The sequence below is a fragment of the Novipirellula caenicola genome (assembly GCF_039545035.1).
GTDB lineage: Bacteria > Planctomycetota > Planctomycetia > Pirellulales > Pirellulaceae > Novipirellula > Novipirellula caenicola.
Window position 1 is genome coordinate 672,198 of sequence record NZ_BAABRO010000002.1, and the last position, 18,157, is coordinate 690,354.

Here is an 18,157-nt window from a genome sequence, read left to right on the forward strand (position 1 = left end):
TTCCGCTCATGCTGCGACGCCCCCCAGAGCTCACGCCACGTTATTGAAACCAAAGAATTTCCATGACACGCAAAATCATTATCGATTGTGATCCCGGTATCGATGACGCCACGGCATTGTGCATGGCACTTTTCGACCCGCGTTTAGAGGTGCTGGCGATTACCGCCACTGCGGGCACGGTCGATGCGGATCAGGCAACCTCTAACGTGATCGCGGTGGTCCAACAGCTTGACCCCATCAAATACCCGCGAATTGGCAAAGCAGGGCCCCCGGAAGACGCTCCGGTGGTGGACGATCGGCATCTCAACGGCAACGACGGGCTAGGCGATTGCAATTTCCCCGAGTCGGCGCGTCAACATTTGCCGACAAGCGAAAAAGTCATCGCCGAACTGGCTCGTAAGTACCCCAACGAAGTCACGGTGGTGTGTCTAGGGCCGACAACGAACATTGCTCGCATCTGTCGACGCGATCCGGCGATCTTGCCGCTGCTAGACAAAATCGTGATCGGCGGCGGATCGGTCTCTCATTCGGGCAATGTGACGGCGTCGGCCGAGTTCAACATGTACTTTGACCCAGCGGCCGCCCATGACGTGTTCGAATCCGCCACGACCAAAAGCTTGATCCCGCTGGATATCACCGATGCAATGAGTTTCGGGGTGGATCTGCTAGAAAAATTGCCAGCCCGTTACTCACGCGCCGGAAACTTGTTACACAAATTGATTCCCTTTGCGTTCCGCGCGGCACACCAATTACTCGGACGCGAATTGGTCCCGCTGTACGATGCAACGACCATCTTATCGCTGATCGAACCCGATCTGTTCACGTGGAAATCCATGGCGGGCAAGGTCGAAACACGCGGCGAATTGACGCGTGGCGTCACGGTGTTTGACCAGCGACTACGGCCCGAATGGCCGATCAATATGGAAGTCGCCGTCGATGTGGATGCGGAAGAGGCTCACGAAATGATCATTCGTAGTTTGCGTTACGCCGGCCAGCAAACGTAGCACGGCGATCACATGATCACATGTTTCAAAGCGGCAAAAAACGTATCAGTGAGCGCAAAAACAGCACACCTGGGGTTCCCGAAACCATTATACTTATCGAGCCAGAGTTTCCCTCTCATTCTCACTCGATTGTCATCTAATCTTTCATGCCTAGTGCGAAACCCTCTTCGGCGCAACCGGTCGTGCGCAGCCGATTGCTACCTCGCATCTCATTTCGCTTTGTTTTTGCGGTCACGACATTGGCAGCGGTGATTGCGGCCGTGGCTCGTCAAGCGGGAAACGGTGGCGCCCTCGCCACCGCCGCCATCGTGGGTTTTGCGGTTCCGTTGATCTGTTTTGCATTATTCGCGCTGACGTTTCTGTTTGCCTGGGCCATTTCCTCGCTGTGGTTTGAAGGCGAAGATGAACAAACGTTAAAGGGCAGCCCCTTTGCCGCCGGGCAATTGCCACCGCAAATCATGCCTCCACGGGAGCCCAACGCATGATCGGCAATCGCCAATCTCACTTTGCATCGCCCGTAGTCATGCCCCATCGACGATGGCTTGCATCGGTGATGGTGATGGTTTGTGTCACCGTGTCCGCGGCGTCATCGGTTGCGAGGGCCGATAACAATCAATCCGATGCATCCGTGGAAGTCGCCGCCGCAACGCCCACCGCGACTTCGCCCCAGCTGACTTGGTCGATGGACTCGTTGTTGCCACCGACCACCGGCACCGTGCGATTGCCTACGACCAAGGCCAATACGCTGGGGTTCACATTGGACATCGAACTGGTGCAACAGCCTTTGGCGGGCAGTGTCCCTGTCAATATTGTGGCGCGTTCGACCAGCACGTTTGCGGCAGACCGCCGATTGACGCTGCGTTTTCGCTCGGACCCCGAAGGCCAAATGCCGCCCACCAATGGATTGCTTGTTGATGTACCGCTGCTGCTTCCCCAGGGAGCCACGACGGCGCGCGTCACTCGCTATCTGCCAAAATTCTCGGCTGGCTACCAGTACCGTATTGCGGTCTACGAACAGGGGCGACCGCTGGAAGATTGCGTTGCCAAAATAGGCTCGTTTGATACCGATGTGTATCGGAACGAACAACGATTGAATTGGCTGCTGATCACCGACACCGACGACGTCGATTACACCAAACTTCCTGACCTGCGTCCGTTGATGCTACGCGATTCTCGATTCGCAACCTCCTCGTTTCGCAACTCGATCGGTGCCCCCCGTGATGACCCTCGCTTTTATGAATCCGCGTTTCGCAACGGTCCTGACGCAGTGGCCGGGCAATCCGAGTTGCCCACGGATTGGCGGGGCTATCAACATTTTGACCTGATTATCTTTGATCCGTCGGCCGCACAAGCCGCGATCGAAAACGGCAATTTCAAAGCGATTCAGCAATGGGTGCTCAATGGCGGATCGATCGCACTTTACGACAGCGAATCCGAGCAATCATTTGTCGATATGCTGAGTTTGACGGCCGATCGCCCCAAGTCCTTGTCGCTCAATGCGCTGTCGCGCGAACAGATGTTCAACGAAAACATCCTCAAACCAGTCGACGAGGGCTGGAACCAAAAAATTTGGTTGCGGCCCCTCGGTGCAGGCATCGTCTTTGGCTTACAGAAACTCAATGACGGTGAATTCCCCAGTTCGCGGCATTGGTGGATCGTCGAACACACGCTGGGACATCGTGTTTCGCCGATGTTGCGGCGAGGCGTTGACCCCATTCTCGGCGACCGCCGGTTCAGCCGTTGGTTAATTCCCGGTGTCGCACAACCGCCGGTGTACACGTTCATGACGCTGCTTGGTTTGTTCGTCATCCTGGTCGGTCCGGTGGCGTATCGCAGCACAGCGAAACGAGGACGGACGTACTTGATGTTTTTGATTGCCCCCGTGTTGGCAATCGTGACCACGGCGCTGATGTTCACCTATGGCATCCTCTCGGACGGCTTTGGTACCTCCGCACGCGTCCGCCAAATGACTTGGGTCGACGGTGCGTCGGGAAACGCGGGGGAACGAGTCCAATCGACTTATTTTGCCGGTCTTCGACCGACCGAAGGTTTGTCATTTGCCGGCGATGCCGAGGTGATGCGTTACACCGACGGCAGTGACGGGTCGTGGGAAGAATTGGCCGAGCGGAGTCCCGCGATCCTTGGAAACGTTCGCGTGGAAGCCCAACAGCAAATATTTGACAGTGCGTTTCTGCCATCACGTCAACAGCGTCAATTCATTGTCCATCAACCTCGCGAGAACATCGGCAATCTGTCGATCGAAACCCAAAAAGCGGATCCGCTGGCTCCTACGGCAACGATCACCAACCGCTTCGATTTTGCGCTCCGGGATTGCATCATTCGCGATGCCGACGGTGACTACTGGTTCGCCGAATTTGTGCCTGGCAATAGCGAAGCAATTCCCTGCGATACGATTGAACGATCGACATCGTCGAAAATCATTGGCGACCTGTACAACCGACACCGACCAATGGAACAGACCATTTATCGATCGCAGCAACGAAGTTATCGCCGCATGACGCGAGACTTGATGGTCAACATTAGCGATCAAATTCAACATCAATCGATGTCACAATCCGAAGTGTTATCAGGTTCCTTTGAAAGCTGGTTGAATCAACGGATGCAATTGGAAGGAGAGATTCCACATTATCATTTCGTTGCTGTCTCGGACGTCAGCAGCGATGTGGTTTTGGTTTCAGGAACGGAACTTGTCGACAGCGTCCGCTACGTGTTTGGAACACTCAAATGAAAATGACTTCTTCGTTTGCGGCCCCCGGTTCCGACGCGAACAACGATTTGACCACGCCATCGACCGCGACTGGAGGCGTGCACCAGGGATCGACCGATTGCATCGAGCTTCGCCGGCTGCATCGTTTTTTTGGTAAAACGAAAGCGGTCAACGACATTTCGTTCTCGGTGGCTCGCGGTCATGTCTTTGGTTACATCGGCCCAAATGGTGCGGGCAAAACGACGTCGATGCGGATCTTGGCGACGCTTGATTTACCGAGTTATGGCGACGCATTCGTTGACGGATTCTCGGTGGTCAACGACCCGGAACTCGTCCGTCGACGACTCGGATTCATGCCCGATTCGTTTGGCACCTATCGCGATGTCAATTGCAAAGAGTACTTGGATTTTTTTGCACGCGCCAACGGATTGGTGGGGCGAGAGCGGAATCAACGCCTGGATTGGGTGCTCGAATTTACCGGCACCAAAGGCATGGCCGAAAAACCGATCCGTGGTTTAAGCAAGGGCATGAAGCAGCGACTGTGTTTAGGACGCGCCCTGATTCATGACCCGTCTGTCATGATTTTGGACGAACCCGCAGCCGGACTCGATCCACGCGCACGAATCGAGCTTCGCAAAATGATTCGTGAATTAGCCGACCGAGGCAAAACGGTGCTGATTAGCAGCCACATTCTGACCGAGCTTGCTGAGATGTGCGATTCGGTCGGGATCATCGAACAAGGCTCGCTGTTGGCGACCGGAAGCGTGGAACAAATTCAACGCCAACGGGAAACGCATCGCGAACTATCGATCCGTTTGCTCGACCGGGTCAACGAATGTGCGGCGGAGATTTCAACACAGCAAAGTGTCGAAAAGATGATCATTGATGGCGAATTTCTGCGGTTTGAATTCGAGGGCGACGCGTCTGACCAAGCCGATCTAGTCGCGTGGATCATCGGACGCGGCTATCGTGTGGTCGAAGTTGCGTCGCATAAAAAGAGTCTCGAGGATGTTTTCTTGCAGGTCACCGAAGGGCTTGTCCAATGAATGGAAGTGTATCCGTCGCTACCGGATCGATGCCCAACGTCAACGCAACCAATCGCTGGGACCAATTCGATGCTTGGTGCGAGAAAATGGGGGATCGGCTGAACCCGATTCTGGTCAAAGAGACTCGCCAGGCGCTGAAAAGCCGCCAATTTGTCGTCACGTTTTCGGTGCTGCTGTTCGCCGCATTCGCATGGACCGTGGTCGGCAGTTTGTCACAAATGCCACAAATCTATACGACCCCTTCGGCGGCTCGTTTGATGATTGGCTACTACGTGGTGCTGGCGATTCCCATGTTGTTGGTCGTGCCGCTGGCGGCCTATCGTTCATTGGAAGGCGAAATTGACGATGGCACCCTCGAGTTATTGTCGATCACGGCGCTGAGTCCCTGGCAAATCGTGCTGGGAAAACTCGCGAGCGCGTCACTGCAGATGATGATCTATTTCGTCGCCTTGTTTCCGTGCATGGCATACGCCTACACACTTCGCGGCGTCGATTTACCGACCACATTGATCATCATCGCGGCGTTGTTGGTGGCCGGATTGATGCTAACCGTGGCGGCGTTATTCCTTGCTCCGTTGGCACAGAGCAGGACCGGGCGTATCGCCACGCTGCTGATGTTGATGATGATTTTGTTGTTCGCCGAATACACGATCGGCTACCTCGTGATCGATCTGATTCTCAACGGCAATCCATTTACCAGCGATTGGATCTTTTTCCTCTGCACCTCGACTGTGCTGGTGTCGTTGTCGTCGGGTCACTTGTTGCTGACCGCAACGGCGGCGCAATTGACCCCAGAGAGCGAAAACCGCTCGACGAATCTGCGTATCTCGATGATGATCCTGTCGATGATCTTGATCACCATCGGGGCCTATGCGGTTAGAGGGCTCGATCCAAGCGAAAACATCTTTGTCATGATCGCAGTCACTTTGGCGGTGCTGTGGACCATCTTTGGCAGCATGCTGGCCGCCGAATCGCCCGTGATGACGCCGCGGATACGCCGCGAATTACCACAGAGTTTTTTCGCACGCGTTGCCTTGACTTGGCTGACTCCCGGCCCCGCGACCGGGCTTGTTTTTGCCAGCATCAATATCGTGGTATTGACCAGTTTTGTGGTGTTTGGTCTTTTCGAACAGCGGCAGCAACCGACCAACCTCCGCGCGTCGGACCTACAAGCGTTGTTTCGCCTGAGCATTCTGTTTTCGAGTTACCTGGTAGCCGGATTGATTGCCGTCCGCTGGATTGTCGCCTTGGTACGCATCAACAACCATCCACGTGTCGAGATTGGTCTGGCCGCGATGGTCACGGTAATGGTTCTATCCGCGTTGGTGCCCTATTCGATCGGTTTGCATTTAAACGACTATCGAAACTACTCGTACTCACATTGGCAAATCACCAATTGGGTATGGACGCTGGCCGAAGCCACACCGAGTGGAACGGTACGAAATCTCGAGGTCTTCAGCGTCGCTGCTTCGGTAACGCTCGCCTTTATCGTCTGTTTACTGACAATGCCTCGTACCGTCATGCCGCGACGCACCGAGACTCCGGAACAGGTCCAGCGGGAACAAAACAAGACAGCGTCCCCCTGAACAGACGCGTCAAACCAAGTAGAATTCACCTTCACGCCAGCGATGCACTGAAATCGAGCGAGCGGATGACCGTGACGACCATCGCGGTATCCTAAGCTTGGCAATGCACGCGATCCATCGATGACTTCATCTCACCCAACGGCTTGCTTCGCATGACATCCGAATCCGATTCGACTCCCGATCCCGCCGACGCCAACCCAGCGCTTCGCGCCCGAGTGCCCGATCACGTTGCCGAAGGCTGCTTCAGTACCGGCGCGATTGTGATGACCGGACCGAGCGAATTCATTATCGATTTCCTACAAACGATTGGCCGACCGCATCGCGTTGCCTCACGCGTGGTGATTCCTCATCCGGTGATGCCGCAATTCATCGACGCTTTGCAAACCAACCTTGATTTGTATCGAAATCGCTTCGGAGACCCTCCGACGCCACCGGCCAACCCACAACAAAACCAGTCGCGTCGCCCAACTCCCCAAGAGATCTACGATGATTTAAAGATGCCCGATCACGTGCTCAGCGGTGTCTACGCAAACGGCGTGATGATCGGCCACGGGGCGAGTGAATTTGGCTTGGATTTTCTAACAAGCTTCTTTCCACAAAGTGCCGTCAGCTCGCGAGTCTTTGTGGCGGCAGGGCAAGTCCCTCGCTTGCTCGATTCACTCAAAGGCGCGGTCAAGCAGCTCGAACAGCGTCGGCAACAGCAAACCGGCAACCCTGCCGAATTTCCCGGCAACCCTATCGGTCCTGCTGATGGATCATCCGGCACCAACGATGATCCGAGCCGCGGCGAATTTGGCGGCGATACAGACCAGGGCCGCTACGACGATGGCAATGCTCCGCCGAATCCCGATTCACCGTCGGACAATGATCCGACGGGTAGCGATTCGGACCCTAAGGCCTAGAAACATCCGTGCGGCGGTGTGTTCCGCCAAGATCGGCGCTTTGCTGTCGTGCTGCCAGTCCGCAAAATTCTTTTTGCAGACCATCGTCTCCCGCGTTTCACGGCGAAATCGTAAGAATTTTGCAGTAATTTGGTCAAACGTGGGCGAGTTTCACGATTTTCTCTATTTCAGGAAAATGGGCATTTCGATTAAAGTCCCCTGCACATCCCGCAAATGTACCAGGATGGTTCGTTCGGATTAGGCAGGGCCGCATGACGATGGCTCCTCAAACAGAACCATTCCTTTGAATGACTCACGTGGCCATGGAGGCGCCAGACCATGTTATTAGAACGAATCGATATTGATGCACACGGTCCGCTAAATCGTGTCGAACTTGGCCCGTTCTCGGAACATCTGAACGTCGTCTTTGGCCCCGAAGGCTCTGGCAAAACCGCGATCGCACGCTTCGTTCGCGACTCGATCCTCGACCGCGAATACCCGCTCGGCATGATGAGTTCCTCTTCGGGACGCGTCGTGTGGGCCGATCGCAATGGGCTGCTGCATTGCCGCCGCGAACAAGATGGTTCCAAACAGGGTCGCCGTTCGATCGAATTCGAATCGCGAGGCGGTTCGTCGTATGACAGCTACCTCCATGATCATCCATGGCTCGGATCGGTTGTTGATGGCGGTCCACAGCATCCCGCATCGCTGCATGGCGTGGAATCCGCTGCCACCCGCGCCGTCCATTCGATCCAGCTTCCCGAGGCCATCATTGACGCCGTGATCACCGACACTGCGATCACTCAAGTCGCTCGCGTGGTATCGGCTTGCATTCGCTGTGGGCTCGATTCACCACAAACCTATCGCTCACTGCCGTTTCAAAACGCTCACCTTGACCATCCCACCGCCGCCGCTGGGTATGACCGATTCGACGCACCGCCGATGCCGGCAAATGATCGCCAAGCTCGCTCACTGCGTGCTCAATTGGCCGATGTGGAATTGGAACTATCCCGTTTGGAACCCACACCGCTGCAAGAAGAATCGTTGTTGGCGCGTCGCGATGAATTGACTCAACAACTCAACCGCCGAAGCACTCGCACCGCGACGGCAGCCCCCCGTCACGATCGCGAACACATTGAACGACGTTTGGCCGACATGCACGATCGCGCTACTCATCTGCGAGCTCGTCAAAACGAGCTTCGTCGCTGGGTTGCCGATCTTGATTCGCAGCTGCACGCCAACAACGTGAATCCGACCGATTCCGTGACCGACAACTACAAACAACATTGGGCGATGCGTGACGAAACGCTTCGTCGCCAATTGGATGATCTTGATGCCCAAATGATCCGTTGGCGTCGTGCACTATTGGAAGTCCGCGGTCTCCGCGACGCAATTTTGGCGACGCGGCAACACCTGCGATCAACCGGCCACGCCTACGCAACGGACTTCGGTCCTCGAGACGAAGCGATCCTGCGACGCCGTCGGTTGGACGGTTTTCTCGATGCGATCGATCGCTTTGATCCGTCGCGTGGATGGAACGAATTCTATAGCGACGCGTATTATGCTGACGATCTGCACCACGCTTCGCGTGTTCGCAGTGAAGCGGACGTCCGTTACTCGCGCAGCGGCCGAGCGATCGATCCGATCCACTCACTCGACGAACTCGATCAACGCGTCGAATCCGCGACGCGTCAAATCGATTGGTTGCTGCAACGATATGCCAGCAACGAGCACGTTGATCATCAATGGTACCAGCAGGCGGGCGAATCGTCAGCGTTTGGCGGAACCACGCTCGAAGAAACGCTGCGTACGATCCGCAATGACTTGGTTCATGCTTCACGTCACGCTGTGAATCAGAAATGGGACTCGCTGCATGGTCACGCCGTGCCGTCGGCGACGCTCAGCCCAGCGACGGCCGACGATCTTCGCGAACTCGACCGTAGCGAAAAGTGGTTGGTCAACGCGATCGACCAAATGATGCAACATCGCGAATGGATGTTGAACCGCTACACTCCGTCGGAGATGAAAGAGACTCAGGATTGGGCGCGCCACCGAGAATTGTTACAATGGCGTTATCAAAACGAGCGTGCGGAGCGTGTCGCTGAACTGGACCGCACCTCGCGTGAACTCGAATCCTGTTTGGCCGACGTGGCTCGTCTGCGTCGTCATGCCCAAGAATCCATCGCCGCCGACGCGGCACGCCAAGCCGAACGACAAGACGCAATCGCTCGCGAAGCCATCGTGCAAGAGTTGCGTATCCTCGACAGCAAATTGGCACGGCTATCGCGTGTTCGCTGGCTTCGGAGCCGGGCCAAGGAACTGCGAGATCAGCTGCGTGCGATGCGAACCCCGGTACAAACCGCATCACCGCTTGCCCAAACCGCAAGCCGTTGGCTGGTCCGTTTGTCCGGCGGACGCCTTCGCAGCGTTTCCTGGCAAACCGAGCGTATTTCGCAACCGTTGCTGAACGATCCGGTAGCGCCCCCCAGTCAGTCGGCTGCGACGGTGCACGACATCACTCGCGTGTTCATTGACGGACGCGACGAATCACGCTGCAGCAATACCCAGCGTGCGTTGACCGTGATCGCGGTCCGAATGGCAGCGGGCGAACTGCTTGCCCGGCTCGGCAAACCGGTTCCTGTGGTGCTTGAGATTCCTCGTTCGTTGCCAGCCTATGTCAATCATTCCATCGACGGTGATCGACCTGCAGCCACCGCGGATACCTCGTTTTATCACCACAGTCACGATGGTCGTTTGAATCATCCGATCGCCGCGGCGCTTCGCGATTATGCCGGCGCAGGCCGTCAGATCGTGTTGCTAACCAGTGACCAAAATTTGACAGACGAGCTGGCTCGTGTTGGTGGCCGCTGCTTTGCATTGCGAGCCGACCGCGTGGTGCATGCTCACCGTCCACTGTGGAAACCGCACTATGCGACGGAGCAATATATCGGCCCGCATCCTCATACTTATGGCGACCACCTCGTGGGTGAACACCCTTCCTATCAAACCGACGATTATCGCGTGAACGATATCAACCGTGATCTCGACATGGCTTGGCGAGAAACCTACGGGGCAAGCGTTAACGCCGAGGCCGCTGCCCCATCGCACCATCGCGCTGCGAATCAGTTTTACGGCAGCCATCCCGTGCGAACCGATGCGGCTCGTGACGGAGCCATGTTCCGCGATGGCTACTACTACGCCGACACCTACACGACATCCGCTCCGCACTCGATCGACGCCACGGTGGTGCCGCGGCGAAACAGCGTGCCCCAAGATCGTATCGTCACCGACCGCGGCCAATTGAATGTGATGCGTCATGGCGAGTCGTCAGATCCTGCTTTTTTTTTAACAGTCGACAGCCCTATTGATCAGGCGCCCTCGATCGATGCCGTCGCCGCCGCCCGACTGCGGGGATTGATGGTGACGCACATCACCCATTTGATGCAGCAAGATCCCAATCGTTTGTCCGACGCGTTGGGATTGGCAAGCGTGGATGCTTCGACCATCCGTCGTTGGCAAAGTGAGTGCCGGTTGGTTTGCCGCGTGCCCAAGCTTCGCGGTTTTGACGCTCGCGTGTTGGTTGGCTGCGGAGTGACCGATCCCGCGCAGCTAGCGTCGATCCATCCCACCGACTTGCTGCAACGTGTCGAAGATTTCTTGGCGACCGAGCAGGGCCAAAAGGTATTGCTGAGCGGCAGCAGTCGTGAACTTTCACGAATCACCAGCTGGATTGCCGCGGCTAACAGCTGGGGTCCCGAAAAAGGCCCCCGCTATGTCGATGGCCGAGCGATTCGAAAAACCAATCGTCAATCGCGTCGCACTAGCGATCGCTCGCAATTCAGTGATCACCAAGGCCTCGGCTACGACGATCTGGACGATGCCGAAGTCCGTTACGGCATTGTGACGATCAACGGGTACCGTCGCGACCACGACGGTCTGCGTGTTGCCCGCGACCGCTCAGCCCGATCCGACTCAGCCCGATCCGACTCAGCCCGATCCGACTCGACTCGATCCAGCTCAGCACGATCCAGCTCGCGGCGTTCCAGCTCGATGCGATCGGGTACGACTCGTTCGCTTCGCCGCGGCCGCACCACGGAATCAAATCGTCGCCGTTACTCGGAATCCAACGACGACCGATCATCGCGTCTGGCGGGTCTGAGTGCTCGCTCGGGCAACCGCGAAACCCGACAAGCCGATTCGAATGAGGAATCGAATTACCGTGACTCGCGAAACCGCGACGGATACAACTCTGACCAAACAACTCACGGGGAATCAAGTCAGTCGTCGCGTGGCGAACGATCGCGTCGTCGCCGCTCGAACCGCGACGGTTCAACGTCCAAACGCGATGTCGTCCGTTTGTCCGACCGTGAAGCCCAGCCTGAGTCGCGTTCCTTTGACCGCAGCGACCGCGAGCCTCGTGAATCACGTGAGCTACGTGAATCTCATGAGCGACGCGAATCGCGTTCGATGCGAGATCGATCCGAGACGCGAGCCGTCAAATCGCGTGAACCTCGCGACACCGAATCGGAGCTTCGCTTTTACCTACAACGAGACAGCCCGGTCGTGGACGCACCATCGATTGGCCCACGTATGGCCGACCGTTTGAGCAAGATTGGAATCCATACGGTTGACGATTTGCTGAACGCCGATCCAGATCGCGTCGCAGACAAACTTGGCAATCGCCGCATCGATGGCGACATCGTGTTGGCTTGGCAACAACAGGCGACGCTGGTTTGCCGGATCCCGATGCTTCGCGGACATGATGCACAACTGCTGGTCGCAGCCGAGATCACCAGTCCCGAAGAATTGGCGGACCAAGAGGTCGAGGAACTGTTCGGCCGAGTGGACCCGATCAGCCGCAGTCGTGAAGGCAAACGGATCATTCGCGGCGGCAAGCTTCCCGACAAGGAAGAAGTCGGCGAATGGATCCGCAACGCCAAAGTGAACCGAGAACTGTTGGTCGCCTGAAGAGATTCGCAGAGTCCTCAGCCGTAGCCCGTCGGATCAATGCCACCAACGGTGGCACTGGACGGGTAGTTTTGTTTTTGTATAGCGGAGCGGCGCAAGCCGCCCGGTCAAAATCGAACGTTGCTTCACGCTCGTTCCCGGCCGCTTCCGCGTCGCGAAAAAAACGACTTGGGGCGTGACGTGGGATTCGAGATCCGCAGCGTCAGCCATCGCGTTGCAAGACAACGCATTCGTCGGTGGACTCCATTCGGATCGCGCCCGGCAGCATACAAACACCGGCCTGGGTTTCGGACACGTACTGAAATATCCGCTGCCAATGCGAGTGCGACATGCCTTGCATCGGCCACCCCTGTGTCGACCACAATTGCTGCATCGCCCTGATGATCACACTGGGGTCGGTTTCTCGATCGCGGTCGATCACCACCGTGTCACCGACGTGCACGTGCTGCATTCGCCAATCATCGGCCATCGATTCGATCGTCTGGACCCAATCACGCTGGGTCGCAGCGGCTCTGGAAATCGCTTCACTCGCATCGGGATACTGCGACTGGATCAGCGGGATTAATTCGTGTCGAATCCAATTGCGTCGGTAATCCCGACTTGCATTGCTTGAATCTTCACACCACGGCTGGTGAATTGCACCGAGTGCCGTCCGAATGCAATCTCGCGAGACGCTCAGCAACGGGCGAATCAATACCGTATCCTGTCCTAAGGATCGGTACGGCCGGATCCCTGCCAACCCGGTCGGCCCCGTCCCTCTGAGCAGGTGGTGCAGGACCGTTTCGACATTGTCGTCCGACGAATGCGCCACCGCGACATAGCGAGCTCCCTGCTGTTCGGCCGTTTCTTGTAGAAATCGCAGCCGCATTTTTCGCAGCGATTCCTCGTCGCGAGCGTCGGTTTGCTCCGACCGCTGCGCGACGATCGGCAAATCGAGCTGGTCGGCCAATGATCGGACGAACGACTCATCACGATCCGACTCCGCTCCGCGAGTGGCATGATTGAAATGAGCAATCGTCAAAAATCCGCTGGGCGGATCGGCCCCAGGTTGCTGTCGCAAATGATGCATCGCTCGCACTAGCGCCACACTGTCGGCACCTCCGCTACAACCAATCACGACGCCGACGCCGGACCAACGAAATCGAGGCCACGCCCGCAGAATCGATTGGCATAATTGATCCCAGATTTCCGGGGGGGGCGAGTTGGCAGTCATGGACACACTGGGGCGCGGGTCGAGTTCGGGGGCTTCGGCAGGTCAGGTAGGCAGGTGGCGACGATCGGGTGACGCGGAACAGGCATTCGAATCCGCGAAACAGGGGCGATCAGGATTTTATTCAGCGGAACTGCCACGCCCCGCATGCCCATCAAGCGGCGAACCCTGCCCCCTCGTTCGACGGACCCAAAAACGCAACACGTATACATAAAGTCACGTCACAAATGGGAACTTGTCCCCATCTGGGAAACTTTGTTTTGAATCTGTTTCGCGGACCCTCGACAGCTGTTAATCTGAGACATCCTGAGACCATTTGCACCGAATCATAACGGATGCGACTGGATTTTCAGAGCTGACTGTAAATAAACAAGACTTAACATCGACTCCTCTGAACAACAGAATCACCCTCTTCTCGATCATGTTCCCTCTCATCGTCCTGCTAATCGCTCGAGTGACCACGTGGAAGCAGCTTGCTTCGGCGGGGTCGTTGCTCGTTCGTGCCGAATTGGCAGTCAAGCATATCCTCTGCTTTGCCGAGCTTAGAGAGAACCGAGGAACTTGCGAGTGGAGTATCCCCACCGAACACCGCCCCTCTCCGCCGCGGTTAAAAACACGTCTGTCCTCTGAACGTGTGAATCAGTCTGGGAATCGCAAAGGCAGATTCTATTGTTCTCGGTACCGAGGACATATACATGCTCGCATCTTCCGAAACCACGATTCTTTACTCGGCCTTTTCGTTTTTGGTCGGGGCCGCGATCGTTTGGGGCATCACCCAACGAATCAATGCGGTTCGACGCACGGTCCAGCAACAGGCGGCTGAAAAGCTAGTCGAAGCGGCTCGCCGCGAAGGCGAAACGCTTCGCAACCAAGCGATTGTCGATGGCAAAGAATCGGTGCTTAGCATCAAGGCCGAAGCCGAACGGGAAATCGCCGCCGAACGCAAACAATTGCTTCAGCGAGAAGCCAAACTTGACCGTCGCGAAGAGACGCTGGAACAGCAAGAAGACGGGCTGAGAAAGCAACAACGCGGACTCGAAAGCACTCAGCAGCGACTCGATGCGCAGCTGCGCGCGGCCACCGAACAGCGAAACCGGCTCGAAAAGACGATCAAAGAACAGCAAGCGTTGCTGGAAAAGGCAAGTGGGATGACTCGCGAAGAGGCGTCGCAGACCTTGCTTTCGTCGTTGGAACAGGACCTTGAATCGGAAATCGGTTCAGTCCTGCTGAAGCATCAGAAACGACTTAGCGAGACCGTCAAGGCGCAAGGACGCGAGATGCTGTTGACCGCGATCCAGCGATTCGCATCGGCTCATACCGCCGAATCCACCACCAGCACGGTCGATGTGCCCAGCGACGACATGAAAGGCCGGATCATCGGTCGCGAAGGCCGTAATATCCGCGCGTTTGAAAAGGCCACCGGCGTCGATGTCATTATCGATGATACGCCCGGTGTGGTGATCGTCAGCGGGTTTGATCCGGTTCGCCGCGAGATCGCTCGTCAATCGCTGACACGGCTGATCAGCGACGGTCGCATCCACCCATCACGCATCGAGGACGTCGTCGAGGAAACGACCAAAGAGATCGACGACATGATCATCCAAAAGGGGCGTGAAGCCGCCGATGAGGTGAATGTCAGCGGATTGCACGATCGTGTGATCCAAATGCTCGGTCGATTGCATTTCCGTACTTCGTACAGCCAAAATGTGCTCCGCCACAGTGTCGAAGTCGCCTTCATTTCCGGCTTGCTTGCCGAGATGTTGGGAATGGATGGCGATTTGGCTCGTCGCTGTGGATTGCTGCATGACATCGGAAAAGCAGCCGATCATGAACTCGAAGGCGGCCACCCCAAGATCGGCGCCGATATTCTACGACGCTCCAACGAGGGCCCCGAAGTCGTGCACGCAGCCTTGGGGCATCACGACGATATCGTTACCGAGCATCCCTATACGATGTTGGTGGCCACCGGCGATGCTTGCAGTGCCAGCCGTCCGGGTGCGAGACGCGAATCGCTCGAGCGCTACATCAAACGGATGGAAGAACTCGAGTCGATTGCGACTCGCTTTAACGGCGTTCGACAAGCGTTTGCGATCAGCGCGGGTCGTGAACTTCGAGTGATCGTTAACAGCGACCGCACGAGCGATGAAGAGGCGGCCACGATTTGTCGCAACATCGCCAAGGCGTTCGAGAAAGAGCTGACCTATCCTGGCGAAATCAAGGTCACCGTGCTGCGTGAATCACGATTTACCGAAACCGCGAAATAACGCCCCAAATGTCGTTGATCGATCCGCGATCATGTGGGATAAGCTTCCAGCCTGTCATAAGCACTCTCGACAGGCTAGAAGCCCACCCCACCTCCCTCGTAGCGAAAGTCGCGAAGACTTTCGTCCACTTTTCCCCCCGCCCGAAACTCTTGGCGAGTTTCGCTACGAAAAGATCTTCCCAATGTCGTTGTTCGCTCCGCGATCACAACGTCCTTCCCGTAGTGGATCTTGCTAAAGATCCTGCAAGCAACAGCACGAACTTGATGACAGGCTAGAAGCCTATGTCACGTGCCGAAACGGGAACGCAGTGCCCAGACACGGTTGAGATCCGGTAAACTTCTATACACCGCGACATGCTGTCTCGGCCTCAACCTTTTCTTGTTTCGGAGCGTTCTTGCCTTGGCCGCAAATGAATGGGCATGGTTGCCAACCCCACGCAAAGACATCCTGCCAACGATCCAGGCGGCGCTGCGGAAACGCTTCGTATTCTGTGACGTAATCGCAGACCTATTGTCGGCGGCCTGTTACGAACCGTGCAACGTGCTGCTGTGGGGGCCCGGGGGCCATGGCAAATCCGAGATGGCGGTCACGGCCCTGCGCGCTCTCGGGCTGCGAGACGAAGAGATTTTCATTCAATCCTTTGGCGAAGGGATGAGCGAAGACCGGTTGTGGGGCGGCCCTGACATGGCGTCGCTTGACACTTGTGTCCGCTATGACACGACCCGCTCGTTCCTGGCACCGCAATACAAAGTCGTCATCTTTGAAGAGTTGTTTGACGCTCCGGCCCAAGCCCTGCTGCCACTAAAAGATGTGTTGACACGTCGCGCGTTCATGAACGGAACCGAGCGAGTCGAGATGTCGGCCAAGGTGGTGATCGCGTGCACGAACAAAGATCCGCGTGAATTCGCCGAAGGCAGCGATGCGGTACAGGCGTTGATGGAGCGTTTTCTGCTGCAAAAGGAAGTCCGCTGGCCCGGCTACGAAGCCAAACATTATCGCGAACTGTTCGCCAAAGTACGCCGAGGGTCGAGCATGGGCGGCAAACAATTGCAAACGATGCTGTCCAAGGTGATCGCAGGACTCAACGAAGAGAAAACGTTCATCATGTCGCCTCGCATGGCGATCCAGTCCCTCGAAGTCGTCAGCAACGCGGCAAAGATTCATGGCGACATGACGATTACCGCCGAAGCCTTCCAGAGCATTCGATTTGTACAAGGGATGCAGTCGTATACGGCCGATCTAGCGAGACGGATTGAGCGGCAATTGCCAGACGAAAAAATCAGCATCCGCCTGACCGAAGCCGATTTTACGCACCACGACGACGGGCCTCTCAAAACACCTCGCAATCAAATTCCCGCCCTCATTTCGGAAAGCCTTTCGTCGCGTTTTATCCACTGTGACGAAATCGTCCAAGTGTTGACGCACGCGTTCTTCCAACCTTGCAATGTGTTGCTGTGGGGCCCGGGCGGTCACGGCAAATCCGACATGGTGATGACGGCGCTGAAAAAATTGGGGTATCTCGAAAACGAAATTTTCTTGCAATCCTTTGGCGAAGGAATGACCGAAGATCGTTTGTGGGGCGGCCCCAATATTGCCAAGCTGGACGAGTGCTTGGAATACGATACCGACCGCTCGTTCCTGCCGTTCGAAGTCGTCATCCTCGAAGAGATTCTCGACGCGTCGTCGCAAGCACTGTTGCCGCTAAAAGATGTTTTGACGCGTCGCGTTTTCATGAATGGCAACAAGTCCGTGCCGATGCGATCCCAGGCGATTGTCGCTTGCACCAACAAAGACCCTCGGCAATTCGCCAAGGACAGCGATGCGGTCAAAGCACTGCTTGAACGATTTCCGCTGCAATTAGAAGTCCGCTGGCCCTCGTATGATCAAGCGGACTACGAGGCATTGTTCAGCAAAACCAATCCCGATGCGGGCCCTGACCGCCGCAAACTCAACCGCATCTACGCGCACGTGATCGCCAATTTGAATGACGATCGAGACAGCGGCTTTCAAATCTCTCCGCGAATTGCGCTTGGGGGACTGCGACTCGCAGCCAACAGCGTCGGTCGTCATCAACGAAAAAAGATGATCGTCGATGACATTTTGACCATCCGCAACGTTCAGGGAATGGAGTCTTACAAAAAAGACGTTGAATCGCTGATTCGTGCGGCGTTACGCGAAGGCGGTGTCGAGGTTTTGCTAAGCGACATCGACGAGCGAGCCCGACAACTGCGTGGCAAGATGCAAGATATCAATCTGAAATTCACCTCCGCCAAAGATCTCGACGACGAAGCGCGCGGCGACGTTAATGACGAAGCGATCTCGGACATGGTCGATTTGATGAGCACCATGGATGCACTGAAACATGAATTGTTCAGCATCGAAGTCTCGGACCCGATGCTGATCAAATGGAAAAAACGCTCTGAAGCTGCAGTCGACGAGGTTGCTGCGGAGATCGAGGCGGGGAGATAGA

Annotated in this window: 10 protein-coding genes; 9 read left to right on the plus strand and 1 reads right to left on the minus strand. The window is 56.3% G+C overall.

Annotation, left to right across the window (positions count from 1 at the left end):
• Nucleotides 1-62 precede the first annotated feature (62 nt).
• The 7 genes from ABEA92_RS06525 to ABEA92_RS06555 all read left to right on the plus strand — a co-directional run bounded on the left by ABEA92_RS06525 (nt 63) and on the right by ABEA92_RS06555 (nt 12,213).
• Nucleotides 63-1,004, plus strand: a complete 942-nt coding sequence (locus ABEA92_RS06525) for a nucleoside hydrolase (protein WP_345683000.1) — start codon at nt 63-65, stop codon at nt 1,002-1,004.
• A 146-nt stretch (nt 1,005-1,150) separates the two neighbouring features.
• Complete coding sequence (locus ABEA92_RS06530; RefSeq protein WP_345683001.1) at nt 1,151-1,489, plus strand: hypothetical protein; 339 nt, start codon at nt 1,151-1,153, stop codon at nt 1,487-1,489.
• A gap of 38 nt (nt 1,490-1,527) precedes the next feature.
• Nucleotides 1,528-3,753, plus strand: coding sequence for a hypothetical protein (locus ABEA92_RS06535; RefSeq protein ID WP_345683002.1), 2,226 nt, complete (start codon nt 1,528-1,530; stop codon nt 3,751-3,753).
• Nucleotides 3,750-4,778: an ABC transporter ATP-binding protein gene (locus tag ABEA92_RS06540; protein WP_345683003.1), complete on the plus strand. Its 1,029-nt coding sequence runs from the start codon at nt 3,750-3,752 to the stop codon at nt 4,776-4,778. The genes ABEA92_RS06535 and ABEA92_RS06540 overlap by 4 nt, the downstream gene beginning before the upstream one ends.
• Complete coding sequence (locus ABEA92_RS06545; RefSeq protein ID WP_345683004.1) at nt 4,775-6,364, plus strand: ABC transporter permease; 1,590 nt, start codon at nt 4,775-4,777, stop codon at nt 6,362-6,364. The genes ABEA92_RS06540 and ABEA92_RS06545 overlap by 4 nt, the downstream gene beginning before the upstream one ends.
• 152 nt (nt 6,365-6,516) lie before the next feature.
• On the plus strand, nt 6,517-7,266 hold the full coding sequence (locus tag ABEA92_RS06550) for a DUF3467 domain-containing protein (protein WP_345683005.1): 750 nt from the start codon (nt 6,517-6,519) through the stop codon (nt 7,264-7,266).
• A gap of 318 nt (nt 7,267-7,584) precedes the next feature.
• A complete protein-coding gene (locus ABEA92_RS06555) occupies nt 7,585-12,213 on the plus strand; it encodes a DUF4332 domain-containing protein (protein ID WP_345683006.1) in 4,629 nt (1,542 codons plus the stop codon).
• A 202-nt stretch (nt 12,214-12,415) separates the two neighbouring features.
• Here ABEA92_RS06555 and tilS read toward each other — a convergent pair whose 3' ends face one another.
• On the minus strand, nt 12,416-13,426 hold the full coding sequence (gene tilS / locus ABEA92_RS06560; protein WP_345683007.1) for a tRNA lysidine(34) synthetase TilS: 1,011 nt from the start codon (nt 13,424-13,426) through the stop codon (nt 12,416-12,418).
• 692 nt (nt 13,427-14,118) lie between these two features.
• On the opposite strand from tilS, the gene rny reads away from it, so the two are divergent.
• Both rny and ABEA92_RS06570 read left to right on the plus strand, forming a co-directional pair.
• Nucleotides 14,119-15,687: a ribonuclease Y gene (gene rny, locus ABEA92_RS06565; RefSeq protein WP_345683008.1), complete on the plus strand. Its 1,569-nt coding sequence runs from the start codon at nt 14,119-14,121 to the stop codon at nt 15,685-15,687.
• Between the two features lie 399 nt (nt 15,688-16,086).
• Nucleotides 16,087-18,156 carry an AAA family ATPase gene (locus ABEA92_RS06570; protein WP_345683009.1) on the plus strand — a complete coding sequence of 690 codons (2,070 nt, stop codon included), beginning with the start codon at nt 16,087-16,089 and terminating at the stop codon, nt 18,154-18,156.
• Nucleotide 18,157: the final 1 nt, after the last annotated feature.

What these genes read in the sequence shown, in the direction of transcription:
- ABEA92_RS06525 (WP_345683000.1), top strand. Translation starts at nt 63, where the DNA reads ATGACACGCAAAATCATTATCGATTGTGATCCCGGTATCGATGACGCC.
- ABEA92_RS06530 (WP_345683001.1), top strand. Translation starts at nt 1,151, where the DNA reads ATGCCTAGTGCGAAACCCTCTTCGGCGCAACCGGTCGTGCGCAGCCGA.
- ABEA92_RS06535 (WP_345683002.1), top strand. Translation starts at nt 1,528, where the DNA reads ATGCCCCATCGACGATGGCTTGCATCGGTGATGGTGATGGTTTGTGTC.
- ABEA92_RS06540 (WP_345683003.1), top strand. Translation starts at nt 3,750, where the DNA reads ATGAAAATGACTTCTTCGTTTGCGGCCCCCGGTTCCGACGCGAACAAC.
- ABEA92_RS06545 (WP_345683004.1), top strand. Translation starts at nt 4,775, where the DNA reads ATGAATGGAAGTGTATCCGTCGCTACCGGATCGATGCCCAACGTCAAC.
- ABEA92_RS06550 (WP_345683005.1), top strand. Translation starts at nt 6,517, where the DNA reads ATGACATCCGAATCCGATTCGACTCCCGATCCCGCCGACGCCAACCCA.
- ABEA92_RS06555 (WP_345683006.1), top strand. Translation starts at nt 7,585, where the DNA reads ATGTTATTAGAACGAATCGATATTGATGCACACGGTCCGCTAAATCGT.
- tilS (WP_345683007.1), bottom strand. Translation starts at nt 13,426, where the DNA reads ATGACTGCCAACTCGCCCCCCCCGGAAATCTGGGATCAATTATGCCAA.
- rny (WP_345683008.1), top strand. Translation starts at nt 14,119, where the DNA reads ATGCTCGCATCTTCCGAAACCACGATTCTTTACTCGGCCTTTTCGTTT.